Annotated in this window: 17 protein-coding genes; 4 read left to right on the top strand and 13 right to left on the bottom strand. The window is 64.0% G+C overall.

The window, feature by feature from the left end; translation table 11 throughout:
• Nucleotides 1-2: 2 nt before the first annotated feature.
• From tatA to dop, 8 genes are all read right to left on the bottom strand, one after another.
• Nucleotides 3-263, bottom strand: a complete 261-nt coding sequence (gene tatA / locus AC1TQG_RS19305) for a Sec-independent protein translocase subunit TatA (protein WP_482139445.1) — start codon at nucleotides 261-263, stop codon at nucleotides 3-5.
• 112 nt (nucleotides 264-375) lie between these two features.
• Complete coding sequence (locus AC1TQG_RS19300; protein ID WP_482139444.1) at nucleotides 376-1347, bottom strand: helix-turn-helix transcriptional regulator; 972 nt, start codon at nucleotides 1345-1347, stop codon at nucleotides 376-378.
• Complete coding sequence (locus AC1TQG_RS19295) at nucleotides 1344-2339, bottom strand: helix-turn-helix transcriptional regulator (RefSeq protein ID WP_482139443.1); 996 nt, start codon at nucleotides 2337-2339, stop codon at nucleotides 1344-1346. Before AC1TQG_RS19295 ends, AC1TQG_RS19300 begins: the two co-directional genes overlap by 4 nt.
• 24 nt (nucleotides 2340-2363) lie before the next feature.
• Complete coding sequence (gene pafA / locus AC1TQG_RS19290) at nucleotides 2364-3722, bottom strand: Pup--protein ligase (protein ID WP_482139442.1); 1359 nt, start codon at nucleotides 3720-3722, stop codon at nucleotides 2364-2366.
• A 40-nt stretch (nucleotides 3723-3762) separates the two neighbouring features.
• On the bottom strand, nucleotides 3763-4509 hold the full coding sequence (gene prcA / locus AC1TQG_RS19285) for a proteasome subunit alpha (protein ID WP_482139441.1): 747 nt from the start codon (nucleotides 4507-4509) through the stop codon (nucleotides 3763-3765).
• Complete coding sequence (gene prcB / locus AC1TQG_RS19280; protein ID WP_482139440.1) at nucleotides 4506-5366, bottom strand: proteasome subunit beta; 861 nt, start codon at nucleotides 5364-5366, stop codon at nucleotides 4506-4508. Before prcB ends, prcA begins: the two co-directional genes overlap by 4 nt.
• Nucleotides 5363-5554 carry a ubiquitin-like protein Pup gene (locus tag AC1TQG_RS19275; protein WP_482139439.1) on the bottom strand — a complete coding sequence of 64 codons (192 nt, stop codon included), beginning with the start codon at nucleotides 5552-5554 and terminating at the stop codon, nucleotides 5363-5365. Before AC1TQG_RS19275 ends, prcB begins: the two co-directional genes overlap by 4 nt.
• A gap of 124 nt (nucleotides 5555-5678) precedes the next feature.
• Nucleotides 5679-7178 carry a depupylase/deamidase Dop gene (gene dop / locus AC1TQG_RS19270; protein ID WP_482139438.1) on the bottom strand — a complete coding sequence of 500 codons (1500 nt, stop codon included), beginning with the start codon at nucleotides 7176-7178 and terminating at the stop codon, nucleotides 5679-5681.
• Between the two features lie 68 nt (nucleotides 7179-7246).
• On the opposite strand from dop, the gene glgP reads away from it, so the two are divergent.
• A complete protein-coding gene (glgP, locus tag AC1TQG_RS19265) occupies nucleotides 7247-9829 on the top strand; it encodes an alpha-glucan family phosphorylase (RefSeq protein WP_482139437.1) in 2583 nt (860 codons plus the stop codon).
• 78 nt (nucleotides 9830-9907) lie between these two features.
• Here glgP and arc read toward each other — a convergent pair whose 3' ends face one another.
• Nucleotides 9908-11692 carry a proteasome ATPase gene (arc, locus tag AC1TQG_RS19260; RefSeq protein ID WP_482139436.1) on the bottom strand — a complete coding sequence of 595 codons (1785 nt, stop codon included), beginning with the start codon at nucleotides 11690-11692 and terminating at the stop codon, nucleotides 9908-9910.
• Nucleotides 11693-11858: 166 nt separating this feature from the next.
• Complete coding sequence (locus tag AC1TQG_RS19255; RefSeq protein ID WP_482139435.1) at nucleotides 11859-12713, bottom strand: tRNA (adenine-N1)-methyltransferase; 855 nt, start codon at nucleotides 12711-12713, stop codon at nucleotides 11859-11861.
• A gap of 148 nt (nucleotides 12714-12861) precedes the next feature.
• Here AC1TQG_RS19255 and AC1TQG_RS19250 point away from each other — a divergent pair, with 148 nt between their 5' ends.
• On the top strand, nucleotides 12862-13770 hold the full coding sequence (locus AC1TQG_RS19250) for a RecB family exonuclease (RefSeq protein ID WP_482139434.1): 909 nt from the start codon (nucleotides 12862-12864) through the stop codon (nucleotides 13768-13770).
• Nucleotides 13771-13874: 104 nt separating this feature from the next.
• Complete coding sequence (locus AC1TQG_RS19245; protein ID WP_482139433.1) at nucleotides 13875-14648, top strand: thioesterase family protein; 774 nt, start codon at nucleotides 13875-13877, stop codon at nucleotides 14646-14648.
• Between the two features lie 21 nt (nucleotides 14649-14669).
• Here AC1TQG_RS19245 and hisG read toward each other — a convergent pair whose 3' ends face one another.
• From hisG to AC1TQG_RS19230, 3 genes are all read right to left on the bottom strand, one after another.
• Nucleotides 14670-15515, bottom strand: a complete 846-nt coding sequence (gene hisG, locus AC1TQG_RS19240) for an ATP phosphoribosyltransferase (protein ID WP_482139432.1) — start codon at nucleotides 15513-15515, stop codon at nucleotides 14670-14672.
• A 68-nt stretch (nucleotides 15516-15583) separates the two neighbouring features.
• Entirely contained in the window at nucleotides 15584-15865 is a 282-nt protein-coding gene (locus tag AC1TQG_RS19235; RefSeq protein WP_482139431.1) for a phosphoribosyl-ATP diphosphatase, read from the bottom strand.
• A complete protein-coding gene (locus AC1TQG_RS19230; RefSeq protein WP_482139430.1) occupies nucleotides 15831-16577 on the bottom strand; it encodes an HAD family hydrolase in 747 nt (248 codons plus the stop codon). Before AC1TQG_RS19230 ends, AC1TQG_RS19235 begins: the two co-directional genes overlap by 35 nt.
• 398 nt (nucleotides 16578-16975) lie before the next feature.
• Between AC1TQG_RS19230 and helR the strand changes: the two genes are divergently transcribed.
• Complete coding sequence (gene helR / locus AC1TQG_RS19225; RefSeq protein WP_482139429.1) at nucleotides 16976-19141, top strand: RNA polymerase recycling motor ATPase HelR; 2166 nt, start codon at nucleotides 16976-16978, stop codon at nucleotides 19139-19141.
• Nucleotide 19142: the final 1 nt, after the last annotated feature.

Raw genomic sequence — 19142 nt, 5'->3', positions numbered from 1 at the left:
GATCAGGCAGAACGACGTTCGGATTCGGATGAATTCGTCGGTGTTCCGTCAAGACCCGAAGTGATCTGCGGCCGTGACTCGGGAGTCTGCGCCGATGCGGGCTTGTCGGAGTTGTTCTCGTTCTGCATCTCCTTGACCTCACTCTTGAAGATGCGCATCGAACGACCCAGACCGCGCGCGGCGTCCGGCAGCTTCTTCGATCCGAAAAGGATCAAGAACACGACCACCACAAGAATGATGTGCCATGGCTGTAATGCATTCATTGTGCAGTTACCTCTCCCATTGAGTTCCTCCGCAATGCTACCGGACTTGGACCAACCCTAACGGGTCGAACAGCGGCCTCACAGCTACCTCCCAGCTCACCTGCAGTGAGGGTCAGCCGTACATGGCGAGCGTGGCGGCAGCCCTCGAGCGGACCTCGTCGGCCACCTCGGGGTTGCGGACCCTGATCTTGCCGCCGAAGCCGAGGATGAACCGGGTGAGCCAGTCGGCCGACCCGTACCTCATGGTGGCAACCACCGGCCCCTGCGAGCCGGTCAGACCTTCGGGGTCGAGGGGCTCTATCAGGTAGTAGTCGAGAACCCAGACCACATCCTGATCGATCTCGATCACTGCTTCCGGCAGATCGGAGTCGCTGTCGAACAGGGCCAAAGCGCTGCCATCGAGCGATGGCGGCGGCGAACTCGGCTCATCGAGCACCGTTGCCGCTTCGATCCGGTCGAACCGGAACAAGCGAATGCCCTCGCTGCTGCGGCACCAGCCTTCGAGATACCCGCGGCCTTGGATCGCCTGGATGCGGATCGGGTCGACCACCCGATCCCCGACGACGTCCCGCGTCGCCGAGTAATACCGCAGCCGTACCGCGCGGTGGCCGCGGACAGCTTCACGCACCGCGGTCACTGCTTCGGAGTCACCTGGGCTGGACAGGTCCGTCGGGGTCTCGGTGACCGCTTCACCGAGACGCGATCCCATCGCGTTCTCGATCTTCGCGATGGCCCGTCGAGCTGCGGCGGGGTCGACGACCCCGGACGCATCGATCAACGAACGCAGCGCCACCAGCAGTGGTGCGGCTTCCGAGCCGGTCAGTTTCAATGGCCGGTCGATGCCGGCGGAGAACGTCACCGCAACACCGTCCTCGACGCTGCCGGGTGTGAACGACAAATCGATCAGGTCGCCCGGCGTGTATCCCGGAAGGCCACACATCCACAGCTGCTGGAGATCCTCGAGGACCTGCTTGGGGGTGGTTCCCAGGTCGACCGCGGCCTTTGCCGCATTGACGCCGGGATGGGCCAGGAAGTACGGGACCATGGCCAGCATGCGGTTCAGTCGATCGGTACCCGCACTCATTCGGCCACCTCGCTGAGGAACTTGAGTTCGTCGATCACATTGTCACGCAATTCCGGCGGATCGAGCACAAACGCATCGGTACCGGCGCCGAGCACCTGGCGGGTGAGGCCATCGGTCGACCTCATCGCGATGCTCAGGATGCTGCCTGCGCGACCGTCGTGTTCCCCGGGTTGCGCCGACGTCGATATGCGGCGCAGGCCGGCGGCCCGGTTCTCGGCGACCCACACCCGGGCGGTGACGGCAGGACCGGATCGATCGACGGCATCGGCGACGATCTGGCGAAGATCGATGTTGCTCGGTCGGGTCAGTTCACCGGCCTTGCCGAACGGGGTCACCGACAGGATGCGCGTGAGCCGGTAGGTACGGGTCTGCCCGCGGTCGCGATCATGTCCGACGAGATACCAGCGACCGAGATGGGTGACCACACCCCACGGTTCGACGGTCCGCGTCACGTGCGGCGACGTAGGGCCGGGCCGGTGCTCGAATCGGACCGGCCGGTTCTCGTCGAGCGCGGACAGCAACGCACCCAGGACCGCGGGCGATCCGATGCCCTGCGGGGCACTCGAATGAAGTGCTGTGGCGTTCTCGTCGAACGCGGACCCCGGATCCATCTCGACACCCGCAGCGCGCAACTTCATCAGGGCGCTGTGACTCGAAGCCGCAAGCTCCGGCGATTCCCACAGCGCAGCGGCCAGGGCCACCGCGGCGGCCTCGTCGGGATCGAGCGAGATGTCGGGAAGTTCGTACTCGGACCGGTTGATCCGGTAGCCGTCGACGGACGAGAACCCCGAGGACCGACCCGTTTCCACCGGAATGCCGAGGTCGCGGAGCTCGTTCTTGTCGCGCTCGAACATCCGGTTGAAGGCCTCATCGGACTTCGAATCCTGATATCCGATCACACTGCTGCGGATTTGGTCGGCGGAAAGATACTGACTGGTGGACAGCAAGCAGATCACCAGGTTCATCAGCCGTTCAACCTTGTTGGTCGCCACCGGACCAGACTAGGACACTGGCTTTCACATGGACGCGATCAGGCGTTCGACGCGCTCATCGACGTTGCGGAACGGATCTTTGCAGAGCACCGTGCGTTGAGCCTGGTCGTTCAGCTTGAGGTGCACCCAGTCGACGGTGAAGTCGCGGCCTGCCTTCTGCGCAGCGGCGATGAAGTCTCCGCGCAGCTTGGCCCGAGTCGTCTGGGGCGGCGTGTCCACCGCTGCCTGGATTGCCTCGTCCGTGGTGACCCGGGCGGCCAGACCCTTGCGTTGCAGTAGATCGAACACACCACGACCCCGCTTGATGTCGTGGTAGGCGAGATCGAGCTGCGAGATCTTGGGATCGGACAGGTCCATCGAGTACCGGTCCTGGTAGCGCTGGAACAACTTGCGCTTGATCACCCAGTCGACTTCCGTGTCGACCTTCGCAAAATCCTGCTGTTCGACGGCGTCGAGCATCCGGCCCCAGAGATCGACCACCTGTGTCATCTGCTGATTCGGCTCACGGGTCTTGAGATGCTCGACCGCGCGTGAGTGGTACTCGCGCTGGATGTCGAGCGCGCTGGCCGTGCGTCCACCGGCAAGCCGGACCGGACGACTGCCGGTGAGATCGTGCGAGACCTCGCGGATGGCCCGGATCGGATTGTCGAGTGCCAGATCGCGGAAGGCGACTCCGGCCTCGATCATCTCCAGTACCAGGGCCGCCGATCCGACCTTGAGCATCGTGCTGGTCTCGGCCATGTTCGAATCGCCAACGATCACATGCAGGCGCCGGTACTTCTCGGCGTCGGCGTGGGGTTCGTCGCGGGTGTTGATGATCGGGCGGCTACGGGTGGTCGCCGACGACACACCTTCCCAGATGTGCTCGGCCCGCTGGGACAGACAGAACGTGGCGGCCTTCGGCGTCTGCAGCACCTTGCCGGCACCACAGATCAACTGCCGGGTGACGAGGAACGGGAGCAGGACGTCGGAGATGCGTGAGAACTCCCCCGCCCGGACCACCAGAAAGTTCTCGTGGCAGCCGTACGAATTGCCTGCCGAGTCGGTGTTGTTCTTGAACAGGTAGATGTCGCCGCCGATACCCTCATCGGCCAGACGCCGCTCGGCGTCGATCAACAGATCTTCCAAGACCAGCTCACCGGCCCGGTCGTGCTCGATCAGCTGTTGCAGGTTGTCACATTCGGCTGTGGCGTATTCGGGATGCGAACCCACGTCGAGGTACAGACGCGCCCCGTTCTGCAAGAACACATTGGACGACCTTCCCCACGACACCACCCGGCGGAACAAATACCGCGCGACCTCGTCGGGACTGAGCCGCCGATGTCCGTGAAAAGTACACGTGACACCGAACTCGGTTTCGATACCCATGATTCGTCGCTGCACGTTTACAACCCTACTGCCGTGGGACCAGAGGAGAACTGTTTCAGTTGTCGGTTTCGCGGGCCGGGAGGAGGTCGACCAGGGCCGACCCCGTCAGACGCCGGAACGCGCGGCGCGGGCGACTGTGGTCGAGGACGGCCACTTCGAGGTCGCTCGGCTGCAGTGTGCGGGGTTCGGGCGCCGGGGAACTGCTCGACGACGACCCATTGGTTGCCGGTGGTGTTTCCAGGGCCGTGATCGCCGACGCCAAGGCCGCCTTCAGATCTGCCTCGGGATCGTACGAATCCTTCATCGATGCCGTGATCGACTCCGTGGAACCGCCCATGACGAGAAAGCGCGTCTCATCGACGATCGACCCGTCGTAGGTGATCCGGTACAGCTGCGACGGCCCGGGCTTGCCGGGACGACTGACCTCGGCCACACACAACTCGACCTCGTAGGGCTTCGGTTGTTCGGTGAACACCGCACCGAGCGTGCTGGCGTACGCGTTGGCCAGCGACAGTCCGCTGACGTCGGCGCGGTCGTAGTTGTACCCACGCATGTCGGCGTGCTGGATACCGGCCTTGCGCAGGCTCTCGAATTCGTTGTACTTGCCAACCGCGGCGAACCCGATGCGGTCATAGATCTCGCTGACCTTGCGCAACGTGTTCGACGGGTTCTCCGCCACGAACAGAACGCCGTCGGCGTAGGTCAATGTGACGACGCTGCGACCGCGGGCAATGCCCTTGCGGGCCAACTCCGAACGATCGCGCATGATCTGTTCGGCACTGGCGTAATACGGGAAGGTCATGCGTCACCGCCCTTCTTGATGTCGCGGTTGGTGGCGTCATCGTCGGTTCCGCGGTAATCCGCCGAACGCCGGCTGATCACGCCGCGGGCTGATTGCTCGATCGCGGGCGCGGAAACCTCTGCGGCACCGTCGGCTGTGACGGTCACGGCAGTGGGATAGAGACCACGCACCATGTCGGGGCCACCGGTGGCCGAGTCGTCGTCGGCTGCGTCGTACAGGGACTCGATGGCCACCGACAATGCCTCGTCGGCGGTCAGGTCGGTGCGATAGAGCTTCTTGATGGCCGACTTGGCGAACACCGAGCCCGATCCGATGGCCTGGTAGCCACCGTGCTCCTCGTGGCGATCGCCTGCGACGTCGAATGAGAAGATCCGGCCCGGACGCGCAGGATCGATGCCGTCGGGGTCGTAACCGACCAGCAGCGGGATCGCCGCCAGACCGGCCATTGCGGCCTGGAGGTTCGACCGGACCATCGACGCGAGCCGATTCACCTTGCCGTCGAGGGTGAGGGAAACGCCCTCGATCTTCTCGTAGTGCTCGAGTTCGACGGCGAACAGGCGGATCATCTCGATGGCAACGCCTGCGGTACCGGCGATACCGGCAGCAGAGTACTCATCGGTGATGAACACCTTGCGCATGTCACGGCTGGCGATCAGGTTGCCGGATGTGGCCCGCCGATCACCGGCCAGCACGACGCCGCCGGGGTAGGCCACAGCAACGATGGTGGTGCCGTGCGGAATGTTTGCAGCCATATCCGGCGAAACCCTGTTCCTGGGCAACAGATCTGGTGCGTTGTTACGCAGATAGTCGGAAAAGGATGAGATGTCCTGGCCGAGGGACCGGATCCGATCGGTCACTGGCCGCCCTTCTGTACATAGGCGCGGACGAAGTCCTCTGCGTTCTCTTCCAGCACGTCATCGATCTCGTCGAGCAGATCATCGGTGTCGTCGGCCAGCTTCTCGCGGCGTTCCTGACCTGCACCCGAATCTTCACCGGCGCCGTCGTCGTCATTACCGCCCGTGCGCTTGGTTTGTTCCTGCGCCATCGCTGCCTCCTTCAGACCACGGCCCCGCGGGGACCGTACGTTCTATCACCCTACCGGGCGAAAGTGATCTGGCCACGGATATGCACGTGTGGAGGCGGCGATTTCGCTACCGGCCGAGTCGGTTCTAGGTGGTGAGCTGGTTGACCAATTCGGCTGCGGAGTTGACCGAATCGAGCAGTTCACCAACGTGCGCACGGCTGCCACGTAGTGGTTCGAGCGTCGGAATCCGCACCAGCGACTCCCCACCGAGATCAAAGATGACCGAATCCCAACTCGCGGCCGCGATGTCGGCACCGAACCGACGCAGACACTCACCTCGGAAATACGCACGCGTGTTCTCGGGCGGACTACCGATCGCGTCCATCACCTGCTGCTCGGTGGTCAGGCGCTTCATCGACCCGCGGGCGACCAGTCGGTTGTAGAGCCCCTTGTCCAGGCGCACATCCGAATACTGGAGGTCGACGAGGTGCAGTCGCGGCGCGGACCAGGCCAGGTTCTCGCGCTGACGGAAGCCCTCGAGCAGTCGGAGTTTGGCGGGCCAATCGAGTATGTCCGCGCACTCCATCGGGTCGCGTTCGAGTTTGTCCAGGACGTCGGCCCAGGTGTCGATGACGTCTTTGGCGCGTGCGTCATCGCTGTGGTGCGCGTCGTGGAATGCGCTGACGCGCTCGTGGTAAATCCGTTGGAGCGCAAGGGCGGTCATCTCGCGTCCGTCGGAAAGTGCAACCGTCGCCTGCAGGGTCGGGTCGTGGCTGATGACATGCACGGCATGCACGGGCCGGGCCAGTTCGAGATCGCGCAGTTCGATGCCGGCCTCGATGAGATCGAGCACGAGCGAGGTCGTGCCGACCTTCAGATAGGTCGCGGTCTCCGCAAGGTTGGCGTCACCGATGATCACGTGCAACCGGCGGTACCGCTCAGGGTCGGCATGCGGCTCGTCGCGGGTGTTGATGATGCCGCGCTTGAGGGTGGTCTCCAAGCCGACCTCGACCTCGATGTAGTCGGCGCGCTGGCTCAGCTGGAAGCCCGACTCGTCGCCGGACTGCCCGATGCCGACGCGCCCTGAGCCGGTGAAGACCTGGCGGGAGGCGAAAAATGGGGTGAGTCCGGTGATCACCGCGTTGAACGGGGTCGACCGGGCCATCAGGTAGTTCTCATGCGTCCCGTACGACGCGCCCTTGCCGTCGATGTTGTTCTTGTACAACTGCAGCTTCGGGGCGCCGGGAACGCTGGCCACATGCCGGGCCGCGGCCTCCATGACCCGTTCGCCTGCCTTGTCCCAGATGACCGCGTCGAGCGGGTCGGTCACCTCGGGCGCCGAATACTCGGGATGGGCGTGATCAACGTAGAGTCGGGCGCCGTTGGTCAGGATCATGTTGGCGGCGCCGACCTCGTCGGCATCGATGATCGGGGCCGGTCCCGACCCACGTCCGAGGTCGAATCCGCGGGCGTCGCGCAGTGGCGATTCGGGCTCGTAATCCCATCGGGTGCGCTTGGCGCGTGGGACTCCGGCCGCGGCCGCGTACGCGAGCACGGCCTGCGTCGAGGTCATGATCGGGTTGGCACCTGGATCGTTCGGAGCCGAGATTCCATATTCGACTTCGGTTCCGATTATGCGCTGCATGGGGTTGAGCGTAGCGGTGCGTTATCTTCCGGTCGCGGACGAGCGTATGGATGGGTAGGGTTTGCGCAGTGAAAGCACTGCGCCGCTTCACCGTCCGCGCTCACCTGCCACCGTCCCTCCAGCCCCTGGCGAAACTGTCGACCAATCTCCGTTGGTCGTGGCATCCGGCCACCCAGGAACTCTTTTCGTCCATGGATCCGGCCCTGTGGTCCGCACTTCGAGATCCGCTGCGACTGCTCGGCGACATCGGGCCGGACCGGTTGGCCGAACTGGCCGACGACAGCGACTTCCTCACCCGACTCGGAGTGCTCTCGGCCGACCTCGACGAGTACCTCAGTGAGCCGCGATGGTTCCAGGAACAGGTCGCCTCGGGGAACCGTTTCCCGACCGGTATCGCCTACTTCTCGATGGAGTTCGGTGTTTCGGAGGTCCTGCCGATCTACTCCGGCGGGCTGGGGATCCTGGCCGGCGACCACCTCAAGTCGGCGTCGGATCTCGGGCTGCCGTTGATCGGTGTCGGGTTGCTCTATCGATCCGGCTATTTCCGGCAGTCGCTGACCGCCGACGGCTGGCAGACCGAGCGGTACCCGAACCTCGATCCACAGGGTTTGCCGGTCCGCACGGTCAATGATTCCGGCGGCAACCCGGTGACGATCCGCGTCCCGATGCCCGACAACCGTGTCTTGCGGGCCCGTCTGTGGATTGCCGACGTCGGCCGAATCCCGTTGCTGCTGCTTGACTCCGACATACCCGACAACGACACGGACCTGCGTGGTGTGACCGACCGACTCTATGGCGGTGACCAGGAACACCGGATCAAACAGGAGATCCTGGCCGGTGTCGGAGGCGTGCGCGCAGTGCGTGAGTACACACGGATCCAGGGACTGGCCGACCCCGACGTCTTCCACATGAACGAGGGTCACGCCGGATTCATGGGCGCTGAACGTATTCGGGAACTGGTGTCACCCAGCGGAGCGGGCCTCGACTTCGATTCGGCGCTCTCCGCGGTGCGCGCATCGACCGTCTTCACCACCCACACCCCGGTGCCTGCCGGGATCGACCGTTTCCCCGTCGACATGATCCGCCGGTATTTCGGCGACGAGCACGGGCAGTCCACTCTCCTACCCGGTCTGGAGCTGTCGCGGATCCTGGAACTGGGCAGTGAAAGCGACCCGGGTGTCTTCAACATGGCCCACATGGGACTGCGCCTGGGGCAACGAACCAACGGCGTCTCGAAACTCCATGGTGCGGTCAGCCGGGAGATGTTCGGGGCCTTGTGGCCGGGCTTCGATGCCTCGCAGGTGCCGATCGGTTCGGTCACCAACGGTGTGCACGCCCCGACCTGGTGCTCACCGCGGTGGACCGAACTCGCCTCCGATGGTGGCGAAGGTGTGCCCGACGAGTCCGCAACGCTCGCCGCGATGAAGAACGTGCCGTCGACCGAACTCTGGGCGACGCGCAACACCCTGCGCACGGAACTGGTCGTCGAGGTGAGACGTCGTCTGCGTCGCTCCGGACTCGAACGGGGCTATTCTGCCGCCGAATTGGGCTGGACCGCAGGTGTTTTCTCGTCGCGGGTGTTGACCATCGGGTTCGCCCGGCGGGCCGCGACCTACAAGCGACTGACCCTGATGCTGCGCGACACCGACCGGCTCAAGGCACTCCTGCTCGACAAGGATCGTCCGGTGCAGCTGGTCGTGGCAGGCAAGGCTCACCCCGCCGACGATGGCGGCAAGGCGCTGATCCAGCAGATCGTGCGCTTCGCCGACGCCAACGACGTCCGGCACCGGATCGTGTTCCTGCCCGACTACGACATGGCGATGGCGCGGTACCTGTACGGCGGATGCGATGTGTGGCTGAACAATCCGCTGCGCCCGATGGAAGCATGCGGGACCTCAGGCATGAAATCCGCACTCAACGGTGGCCTCAACCTGTCGATCATGGACGGCTGGTGGGACGAGATGTCCGACCACGCCAACGGCTGGGCGATCCCCACTGCGGACGGCGTGACCGACGACGAGCGCCGGGACGACCTCGAAGCCGCAGCACTGTACGAGCTGCTGGAGAACGTGGTGGTCCCGAAGTTCTACGACACCGGCTCCGACGGTGTTCCGGCTCGCTGGGTCGAGATGGTGCGTCACACGCTGCACACACTCGGGCCGCAGGTGCTGGCGTCGCGCATGGTCCGTGACTACACCGAGGAGTTGTACGCGCCTGCTGCCCTCTCGGGACACGCCACCACGGCGAACAGTTTCGAGGGCGCCAAGGATCTGGCCGCGTTCCGGGCTCAGGTCGATCGGTCATGGCCGTCGGTGAAGATCCTCGACGTGGACAGCGCAGGTCTTGACGACACACCTCTGCTCGGTTCGACGATGACGTTGACCGCCCACGTGGACCTGGCAGGCTTGCGCGCCGATCAGGTGGTGGTTCAGGCCGTCATCGGGCGCGTCGACGAGGCAGAGAACTTGACACAGGTGGCCACGCCCACGATGTCCCTCGTCACCGAGCATGCCGAACCCGGTGGCGAAGCGATCTTCGAGGTGTCGGTTCCGCTACCGATGACCGGTCCCGTCGGCTATACGGTTCGGGTGATGCCCTATCACCGATTGCTCACCGGCACCAATGAACTCGGGGTCGTCAAGGTCGCCTGACATACAGCAGCCGAACAAAGAAACGCTCCGCGTCACCAGACGCGGAGCGTTTCCTTTGTTCGAACTTCAGGTGCCGATTTACAGGTACTGGCCGGTGTTGGTCTCGGTGTCGATGGCCCGGCTGGCGCCGGAGCTCTTCCCGGTGACCAACGTGCGGATGTAGACGATCCGCTCACCCTTCTTGCCGGAGATACGAGCCCAGTCGTCCGGGTTCGTGGTGTTCGGCAGATCCTCGTTCTCAGCGAACTCGTCGAGGATCGAATCGAAGAGATGCTGGATCCGCAGACCCGACTGTCCGGTCTCCAACTGTGACTTGATCGCGTACTTCTTGGAGCGGTCCACCACGTTCTGGATCATCGCGCCGGAGTTGAAGTCCTTGAAGTACATGATCTCTTTGTCGCCATTGGCGTAGGTGACCTCGAGGAAACGGTTGTCGTCGCTCTCGTCGTACATCCGCTCGACCACCCGCTCGATCATCGCCTTGACGCAGGCATTGCGATCGCCGCCGAACTCGTTGATGTCGTCCGGGTGCACCGGCAGCGTCGGAACGAGGTACTTGGAGAAGATGTCCATCGCAGACTCGGCGTCGGGACGCTCGATCTTGATCTTCACGTCGAGACGGCCCGGTCGCAGGATCGCCGGATCGATCATGTCCTCGCGGTTGGAGGCACCGATCACGATCACGTTCTCGAGGCCCTCGACGCCGTCGATCTCACTGAGCAGCTGGGGCACCACGGTGGTCTCCACATCCGAGGACACACCTGAACCACGGGTCCGGAAGATCGAGTCCATCTCGTCGAAGAACACGATCACGGGGGTACCTTCCGACGCCTTCTCACGGGCGCGTTGGAAGATCAGCCGGATATGACGTTCGGTCTCGCCGACGAACTTGTTGAGCAGCTCGGGACCCTTGATGTTGAGGAAGTACGACTTCGCCTCGCGGGAATCCTCGCCGCGGACCTCCGCGATCTTCTTGGCCAGCGAGTTGGCGACCGCCTTCGCGATCAGCGTCTTACCGCAACCGGGAGGGCCGTACAGCAGTACACCCTTCGGCGGCCGCAGGTCGTACTCACGGAACAGATCTTTGTGCAGGAACGGCAACTCGACGGCGTCGCGGATCTGTTCGATCTGCCTGCCGAGTCCACCGATGTCCTCGTAACCGACATCGGGTACTTCCTCGAGGACCAAATCCTCGACCTCGGCTTTGGGAACCCGCTCGAAGGCGAAACCGGCCTTCGCGTCGATCAGGAGCGAATCACCGGGACGCAGTTTGCGGTTGCCCTCTTCCTCGGCCAGCACACTTGCGCTGAGCGGATCGGCCAGCCAGACCACCCGCTCTTCGTCGGCATGACCGACAACCAGCGCGCGATGACCGTCGTCGAGAACCTCACGCAGGGTGCTGATCTCGCCGATGGAATCGAATGCACCTGCTTCGACGATGGTCAGTGCCTCGTTGAGGCGTACCGACTGGCCGCGTTTGAGCGTTTCCACATCGATGTTCGGCGAGCAGGTGAGGCGCATCTTGCGTCCGGAGGTGAAAACGTCGACCGTAGAGTCCTCGAAAACACCCAGCAAAACCCCATAACCGCTCGGTGGCTGACCGAGACGGTCGACCTCTTCACGCAGCGCGATCAGCTGTTGACGCGCTTCTTTGAGGGTGTCGAGCAGCTTGGCGTTGCGGGTGGTCAGCGTTTCGAGACGGGCTTGCATGTCGCTGTCGCTCGCTGCTCGCCCGAAGGGGCTGGGATCCGAACGCGGCGCGCTCGGTGGCCGGGGTGAGGCCGAACCCCACTCTCCTTCGGGCGTGACGTCCGCGTTCAGACCGCCGCCCCCCAGGGGCTCGTTGCTGCCTGATTCCGTCATTTCTGACTCCTCTCCGGCGAGTCGACTCGGCGTCACCATCACTCGGCGAACGTACGGTCGATCCTGTTACCCGAGGTTACCGGCGAAACGTCCGGCGTGCCCCATCCCTCGCGGACCGTGATGTTGTCGATGTGTTAATTGTGTGTCGCCGCAAGGTTTTCCGAGTTTACTCGGATTGCTCCGGGATCGGTTGGTTCTTACTCGGACGCCGATGCGGGCGGGGCGCGACAGTCCCTTCGGCAAGGCGGCGGGCAGTCACCAGAAACGCGGTGTGACCTTGCATTTTGTGACTCGGCCGAACGGCAAGGCCGACGACGTGCCAGTCGCGGACCAGCGACTCCCAGGCCCGGGGTTCGGTCCAGCAGGTCTGCGCACGGAGGGCCTCGACAACCCGCGACAGCTGAGTGGTGGTTGCAACATAAACAGCCAAGACCCCGCCTGGTTTCAATGCCCGTTTGACGGTGTCGAGCGTTTCCCACGGCGCGAGCATGTCCAGGACCACCCGGTCGACGTCCGCGGTGCCCGGGTAATCCGAGAGGTCGGCGATGGTCAGATCCCAGTTGGGTGGCGGTCCGCCGAAGAACTCTTCGACGTTGCGCACCGCATGCTCGGCATGGTCGTCGCGGACCTCATAGGAGCGCACGGTGCCGTGTTCGCCGACCGCGCGCAGCAGCGAGCAGGTCAGGGCGCCGGACCCGGCACCTGCCTCGAGCACGGTGCACCCGGGATGGATATCCGCCTCCATGACGATCTGGGCGGCGTCCTTCGGGTAGATGACCTGAGCCCCGCGCGGCATCGACAGGACGTAGTCGACGAGCAGCGGACGCAAGGCCAGGTAAGGGGTATTGGAGGTCGAGGTGACCACGATGCCCTCGTCGGCGCCGATGAGGTCGTCATGGGCGATGCCGCCTTTGTGTGTGTGGAAACTCTTGCCGGCCTCGAGGCGCACGGTGAACTTGCGGCCTTTGGCATCGGTCAACTGAACACGATCCCCGATGGCAAACGGACCTGTGGTGGACATTGCGGGAGCGTGCCTTCCTGGCGAACAGCGGAAACATCCCTCACACGCAGCGCCGAACAGCGGTGATGTCGAAGCGCGATGACATCGCCTGCGGCAGGCTCGGCGCAAATGATGAGGGTTGTCGTTGGTCAGGCATACCCTGCCAGGTGTGAGCGTGAGTACCGAATCCCACCCCGAGAGTCAGTCAGAGTCCGGCCCGGGCGGACACCCGATCCGGGTCCCGGCGTTGTCTCCCAGCCGGGCCGGAGACTTCAAACAGTGCCCGCTCCTCTACCGATATCGCGCCATCGACAGGCTTCCCGAAATCCCGACGAAGGCCCAGGTGCGCGGCACGGTTGTACATGCGGCGCTGGAGAACCTGTTCGACATGCCCGCCGGACTGCGGGTTCCGGAGTCTGCCGAACTGCTCGTCGACGGTGCGTGGGGTGCTCTCTGTGAGCAGACACCCGAATTGCGTGAACTGGTCCCCGACGATCAGGTCGACAAGTTCCTGTCCGACGCACACAAGCTCATCACCACCTACTACACGCTCGAGAACCCCACGGCGTTCACGCCCGAGTCCTGCGAATTGCGGGTCGAAGTCGATCTGGCCGGTGACGGCGACGACGACGGTGTCCTCCTGCGCGGTTTCGTCGACCGGATCGACGTGGCGCCGGACGGCCGGGTCCGGGTGGTCGACTACAAGACGGGCCGCTCGCCGGGTGAGAGCTTCGAATCACGCGCGTTGTTCCAGATGAAGTTCTACGCCCTGGCGATCTTCCGGCTCCGCGGCATCGTGCCTGCCCGGCTCCAGTTGCTCTATCTCGCCGACGGACAGTCGCTGGTCTACACGCCCGACGAAGCCGAACTAGAACGCTTCGCCAAGACTTTGAAGGCGATCTGGAAAGCGATTCTGACTGCCGGAGAGACCGGGGATTTCCAGCCGAAGAAAAGCCGGATGTGCCAGTGGTGCGATCACAAGGCGCATTGCCCCGAGTTCGGTGGCACCGTACTCCCCTATCCCGGATGGCCCACGGTTCCGGTCGCGACGAATACCGCCGACACCTCTGGCGCATAGCCGCCAAGGCCCGGCGATCGAGCCGGATGGCAAGATCGACGATTGTGTCTGAACAAGCTGCTTACTATCTACCACTTGGTCGCAACGACGATCACGAACACTTCATGCCCACCGAACACACGGTCAGTGTGTGGGGCGATAAGTTGCAGCATGGTGGTCCCCCCATCGGACTGCTGGCCCGATCACTGTTGCGACACCAGCCCGATCCCGCGCAGGAATTCACCCGCATCACCGTCGACATCCTCGGCGCGATCGGCATGGCGGAGAACCGAATTCACACGACGGTGCTGCGGCCCGGCAAGCAGATCAGCCTGCTGCAGGCCGAACTGTCGGTTCTCCAGGCAGACGGCACGTACCGGACCGCCGCCCGGGCTCAGGGCTGGCGGATGGCAACTGCCGAAACCTCGGAAGTCGCACGCATTCCGGAGCCACCGATGACTCCCGCACCCGAGGCGATCGAAGCTGCTCCCGGGATGACCGGTATCGGTCCCTTGATCGGCGAATGGGCGACACGAGGGTTTGTCGGAACGCTCGATTGCCGCATCGCCTCCTCCGATCCGGAGGTCGGACGCGAGGTGTGGGTGCGACCGAAGTTCCCGCTGGTGGCCGGCGAACAGACCACGAACATCGAGAAGTTCTTCACCGTCCTCGACATCGCCAACGGCGTCGGCTCGCGGCTCGCGTTCGGCGAGTGGACGTTCATGAACACCGACACCACCGTGCACCTCTACCGCCAACCGGTCGGCGAATGGACCGGAATCAAAGCCCGGATGACCGTAGGGCCGCAGGGTTACGGACTGACCGGTGCGGAGTTGTACGACACCACGGGTGCGGTCGGGCGCTCAGCCCAGACCCTGCTCATCCGACCGGCTGGATGAGCAGGACCGGCTGACCAACGCTCAGAAGCGGCAGGACCGGATGTCGGAGGCCAGAATGGCCTTCGCACCGAGGTCGGACAGATCGTCCATCAGGTTCTGGTGCTGCTTGCGCGGAACCAACGAGCGCACAGCCACCCAGTTCTCGTCGGCCATCGGCGCGATGGTCGGCGACTCGAGGCCGGGCGTGATCTTCATGGCCTGATCGAGCAGGTTCTTGGGGCAGTCGTAGTCGAGCATCACGTACCGCTGCCCGAACACCACGCCTTGGACACGGGCGATGAATCGCTCGGCCGCCCTGCTGCGTTCGACGCCCTTGCGCTGCAACAGGACACCTTCGGAATCACACAGTGACTCACCGAACGCGGTCAACTGGTGTTGGCGCAGGGTCCGACCGGAACCGACCACGTCCGCGATCGCGTCGGCCACACCGAGCTGGATCGAGATCTCGACGGCACCATCGAGACGGATGATCGTCGCCTCGATACCTCGGGCAGCCAGATCGGAACGCACCAGATTCGGGTACGACGTGGCGATCCGCTTGCCCGCCAGATCGGCAACCGTCCAGTTCGAGTCGCTCGGTGCGGCGTAACGGAAGGTGGAAGCGCCGAAACCGAGTCCAAGGCACTCTTCGACGTCGGCGCCTGAGTCGACCGCGAGGTCGCGGCCGGTCAGTCCGAGGTCGAGTTCACCCGAACCCACATAGATCGCGATGTCCGTCGGGCGAAGGAAGTAGAACTCCACCTCGTTCGCCGGGTCGAGGACCGTGAGGTCTTTGGAGTCGGAGCGACGACGGTAGCCCGCCTCGCTGAGGATTTCGGCGGCGGACTCTGACAGCGCCCCCTTGTTGGGAACGGCAACGCGCAGCATGTGAGTGGGGTCCTATCGGAAATGTGGTCGGGCAGGAGTTCGGCTGGTGTTCACGGGATGGATCGAGTTCACAGATGCTTGTAGACGTCGTCGAGAGTCAGTCCACGATTGATCATCATCACCTGCAGCCAGTAGAGCAACTGAGATATTTCCTCGGACAGCGCCTCAGGAGACTCGTGCTCGGCCGCCAGCCACACTTCGCCGGCTTCTTCGATGATCTTTTTCCCGAGGGTATGGACACCCTTGTCGAGCGCTGCGACGGTGCCGCTGCCCTCCGGCCGGGTGGTGGCCTTGTCGGTCAGTTCGGCAAACAGCTCATCGAAGGTCTTCACGGTGCTTGATTGTCCCATTGAATGCCTCGGCCAGATCGTCGAGGGTCAGTCCAACCAGGTTCTGCCGCTGCGTCCGCCCCTCGCCGGCGGGGACAGGAGCGGTCGAGGGCACCACGAGTACCGGGCAACCGGCAGCACGCGCCGCTTGTGTTCCGGTGGGCGAATCCTCGACGGCCAGGCAATCGGCGGGGTCGATTCCGAGCAGCTGCGCTGCCCGCAGATAGGGGTCGGGCGCGGGCTTGCCGAGCTCCACCTCATCACCGCAGACGGTGACGGTGAACCGGTCCCGGCCAAGGGTGCCGAGGGCTTCATCGGCCAGTTCACGTTCGGTGTTGGTCACCAAGGCGATCGCAATACCTTGCGCCGCAACCAGATCCAGGGTCTCCCGAGCGCCAGGCATCCACGGGATACCGTCCTTGAAAAGCGTGCTGACGCGGGCTCGCAGCCAGGCGGAGCGGCCGGGATAGTCGCGATCAGCCTCCGGGAGTCCCGCGGCGTCGAACACCTTGGTCAACGCGTTGGTCATCGAGTTACCCAGAGTCGACACGCGAACCTCGTGGGTCAACTCGAACCCCAGGTCGGTGGCCAGATCGGCGATGGCGATATCCCACAACTTTTCCGAGTCGAGAAGGGTGCCGTCCATGTCCCACAGAATTGCCTTCGGAAGATCACTCACCGCCCCATCATGGCCGACCGCAACAGATGAATCGAAATCGCCAGACGCCCTCATGACGCGCATCACTCCTTGCCCTCTCCGAGAAACAACGCACCCCGGGGCTTGCCGAAAGGCCCCCGGTGATGCCCTCTCTATTAACGGCAAGAGGAGCCATCACTATTTCCGCGGGAGCAGGTCGATGATCTGGATTACGGCCATCCCCTACCGCAGCCGTTCGTCCGCGCCTACATCATGCCGAACGGCTGTGGTGGCGACGATTGGGCGCGGTGATGACGGATCAGAATCAGGTGAATCGAGATCGCCAGAGGTATACATGGCGCGAATCACTCCTTGCCCTCTTCAAGATATAGCGCACCGGGGGGCTTGCGGCAAGGCCCGGGTGATGCCGCAAACTCGCTGGATCCACTGCCACATCTGCGAAGGGAGCCGACACGTATACCGCGGCCAACAGTGTGTTCAACCTTCCCGAACACCTCTCCCACAAAGCCGATCCGGTGCTGACCGCACGCGACGAACAGCACTTCGCCGCCATCTCCGACAACCTCTCTCAGACGATCGCCGACCTGTCTGCACGCCGCGACGCGGAACAACTGGCCTACAGCAGCACCGGCCGGGATGCGATGGACCGGGACATGGAGATTCACCGCCTCGGTGCGCGTCTGCGGGCGCTGCGCAGGTTCGGGTTGGACCTGTGCCTGGGATACATGGTTCCCGCCGCCAGTGCCGAACCGGTCTACATCGGCCGGCTCGGTCTCATCGACAGCTCCGGTCAGACGCTGCTCATCGACTGGCGCTCCCCCGCTGCCGAACCGTTTTTCGGTGCCACGCATGCCAATCCGATGGGTCTGGTGAGCCGACGCAGATACCGTTGGTCCCGCGGGAGGATCACCGACTACTGGGATGAGGTGTTCGACCCAGATGAAGTGTTCGGTCCGCAGGGACTGGCATCAGCGGCCGCGCTTGACGATCAGTCGGCGTTCATCGCGAGCCTGGGAAGCAACCGATCAGCGAAGATGCGAGATGTGCTCGGCACCATCGCATCCGACCAGGACGCGATCATCCGCGCCGGATCGCGCGGCGCATTGGTTGTCGATGGCGGTCCCGGTACCGGGAAAACTGTTGTGGCGCTGCACCGAGCGGCATACCTCCTCTATTCCGATCCGCGGCTCGGTCATCATCGCGGCGGGGTGTTGTTCGTCGGTCCGCATGAGCCCTATCTGGCGTATGTCGCCGACGTCCTCCCCAGCCTGGGCGAAGAAGGGGTCGCGACGTGCACCCTGCGTGACCTGGTCATCGAAGGTGCCTTCGCGGTTATCGAGTCGGATCCGGAAGTGGCCCAACTGAAATCGTCGGCCGACCTGGTGAAGGCGATCGAGGCAGCTGTGAAGTTCTACGAAATGCCGCCGACGAAGGGTATGACTGTCGAGACACCGTGGTCCGATCTGTGGTTGAGTGCGAGCGATTGGGCGGCCGCCTTCGACGCACCCGAGGCCGGAACGCCCCACAATGAGGCACGTGAGGCGATCTGGGAGGAGTTGCTCGCCATCCTGACCGATGGTCACAACGGCGACATCTCGCCAGCCCAGCTCCGGATGGCGTTGTCGGACAACGATCAGCTGCGCACAACCCTGAACAGGGAATGGCCGATGATCACCGCCACCGATCTGGTGGCCGACCTGTGGTCGGTACCCGCGTACCTCCGCAAGTGCGCGCCCTGGCTCAGCGCCGACGAGGTCGTTGCGCTGCAGCGCGAGGACGCGCAGGCCTGGACCGTGGCTGATCTCCCCCTACTCGACGCCGCCCGGGCGCGCCTCGGCGATCCGGGTTCGTCGCAGCGCCGGCGCCGCCATGTGGCCGCAGTGGCCGCCGAGCAGGAACAGCGATCTGCGGTGGTCGACCATCTCATCGCCGCCGACGACTCCGACTTGATGGTGATGTCGATGCTGCGGGGCCAGGATCTGAGCAACGCGCTGATCGGTGACGAACCACGGGACGAGCGGGAGCAACGCGCCCCCGATCTGCTGGCCGGCCCGTTTGCGCACATCGTCGTCGATGAAGCCCAGGAACTCACTGATGCGCAATGGCAGATGATGCTCTCCCGTTGTCCCTCCCGCAGTTTCACCATCGTGGGTGACCGCGCCCAGGCCAGAGCTGGATTCGCCGACACATGGGAGCAGCGTCTGAGGCGGGTCGGGATGGGCCGGGTCACGATGGCGTCGTTGAGCATCAATTACCGGACCCCCGAGGAAGTCATGACCGAAGCCGAGCCGGTGATCCGCGCGGTGCTGCCGGACGCGAACGTGCCGACGTCAGTGCGCAGAAACAACATTCCCGTCGAGTATCGCTCGACGTCTGAGTTGGATTCGATCCTCGATGACTGGCTCGCCGACAACCACGACGGAATCGCCTGTGTGATCGGAGATCCCACCTATATCGCAACGCCACGTGTTCGCTCACTTACCCCGGAGTTGTCCAAAGGACTCGAGTTCGACCTGGTGGTACTGGTCGATCCCGAAACCTTTGGTGATGGTGACCCCATCAGCGGAGCCGTTGACCGCTACGTCGCGATGACACGAGCAACTCGGCGGCTGGTGATCCTCACGAATCCAGGCGACTAGC

This window comes from Williamsia sp. Y844 (assembly GCF_056786475.1).
This window is presented reverse-complemented; position numbering and strand designations above follow the sequence as displayed.

Bases quoted from the DNA above. Each gene is read 5' to 3' on its own strand.
- AC1TQG_RS19275 (WP_482139439.1), bottom strand. From the start codon at position 5,554: ATGGCGCAGGAACAAACCAAGCGCACGGGCGGTAATGACGACGACGGC.
- AC1TQG_RS19245 (WP_482139433.1), top strand. From the start codon at position 13,875: ATGCCCACCGAACACACGGTCAGTGTGTGGGGCGATAAGTTGCAGCAT.
- arc (WP_482139436.1), bottom strand. From the start codon at position 11,692: ATGACGGAATCAGGCAGCAACGAGCCCCTGGGGGGCGGCGGTCTGAAC.
- hisG (WP_482139432.1), bottom strand. From the start codon at position 15,515: ATGCTGCGCGTTGCCGTTCCCAACAAGGGGGCGCTGTCAGAGTCCGCC.
- dop (WP_482139438.1), bottom strand. From the start codon at position 7,178: ATGCAGCGCATAATCGGAACCGAAGTCGAATATGGAATCTCGGCTCCG.
- prcA (WP_482139441.1), bottom strand. From the start codon at position 4,509: ATGACCTTCCCGTATTACGCCAGTGCCGAACAGATCATGCGCGATCGT.
- AC1TQG_RS19300 (WP_482139444.1), bottom strand. From the start codon at position 1,347: ATGAGTGCGGGTACCGATCGACTGAACCGCATGCTGGCCATGGTCCCG.
- AC1TQG_RS19230 (WP_482139430.1), bottom strand. From the start codon at position 16,577: ATGAGGGCGTCTGGCGATTTCGATTCATCTGTTGCGGTCGGCCATGAT.
- AC1TQG_RS19235 (WP_482139431.1), bottom strand. From the start codon at position 15,865: ATGGGACAATCAAGCACCGTGAAGACCTTCGATGAGCTGTTTGCCGAA.
- tatA (WP_482139445.1), bottom strand. From the start codon at position 263: ATGAATGCATTACAGCCATGGCACATCATTCTTGTGGTGGTCGTGTTC.
- AC1TQG_RS19255 (WP_482139435.1), bottom strand. From the start codon at position 12,713: ATGTCCACCACAGGTCCGTTTGCCATCGGGGATCGTGTTCAGTTGACC.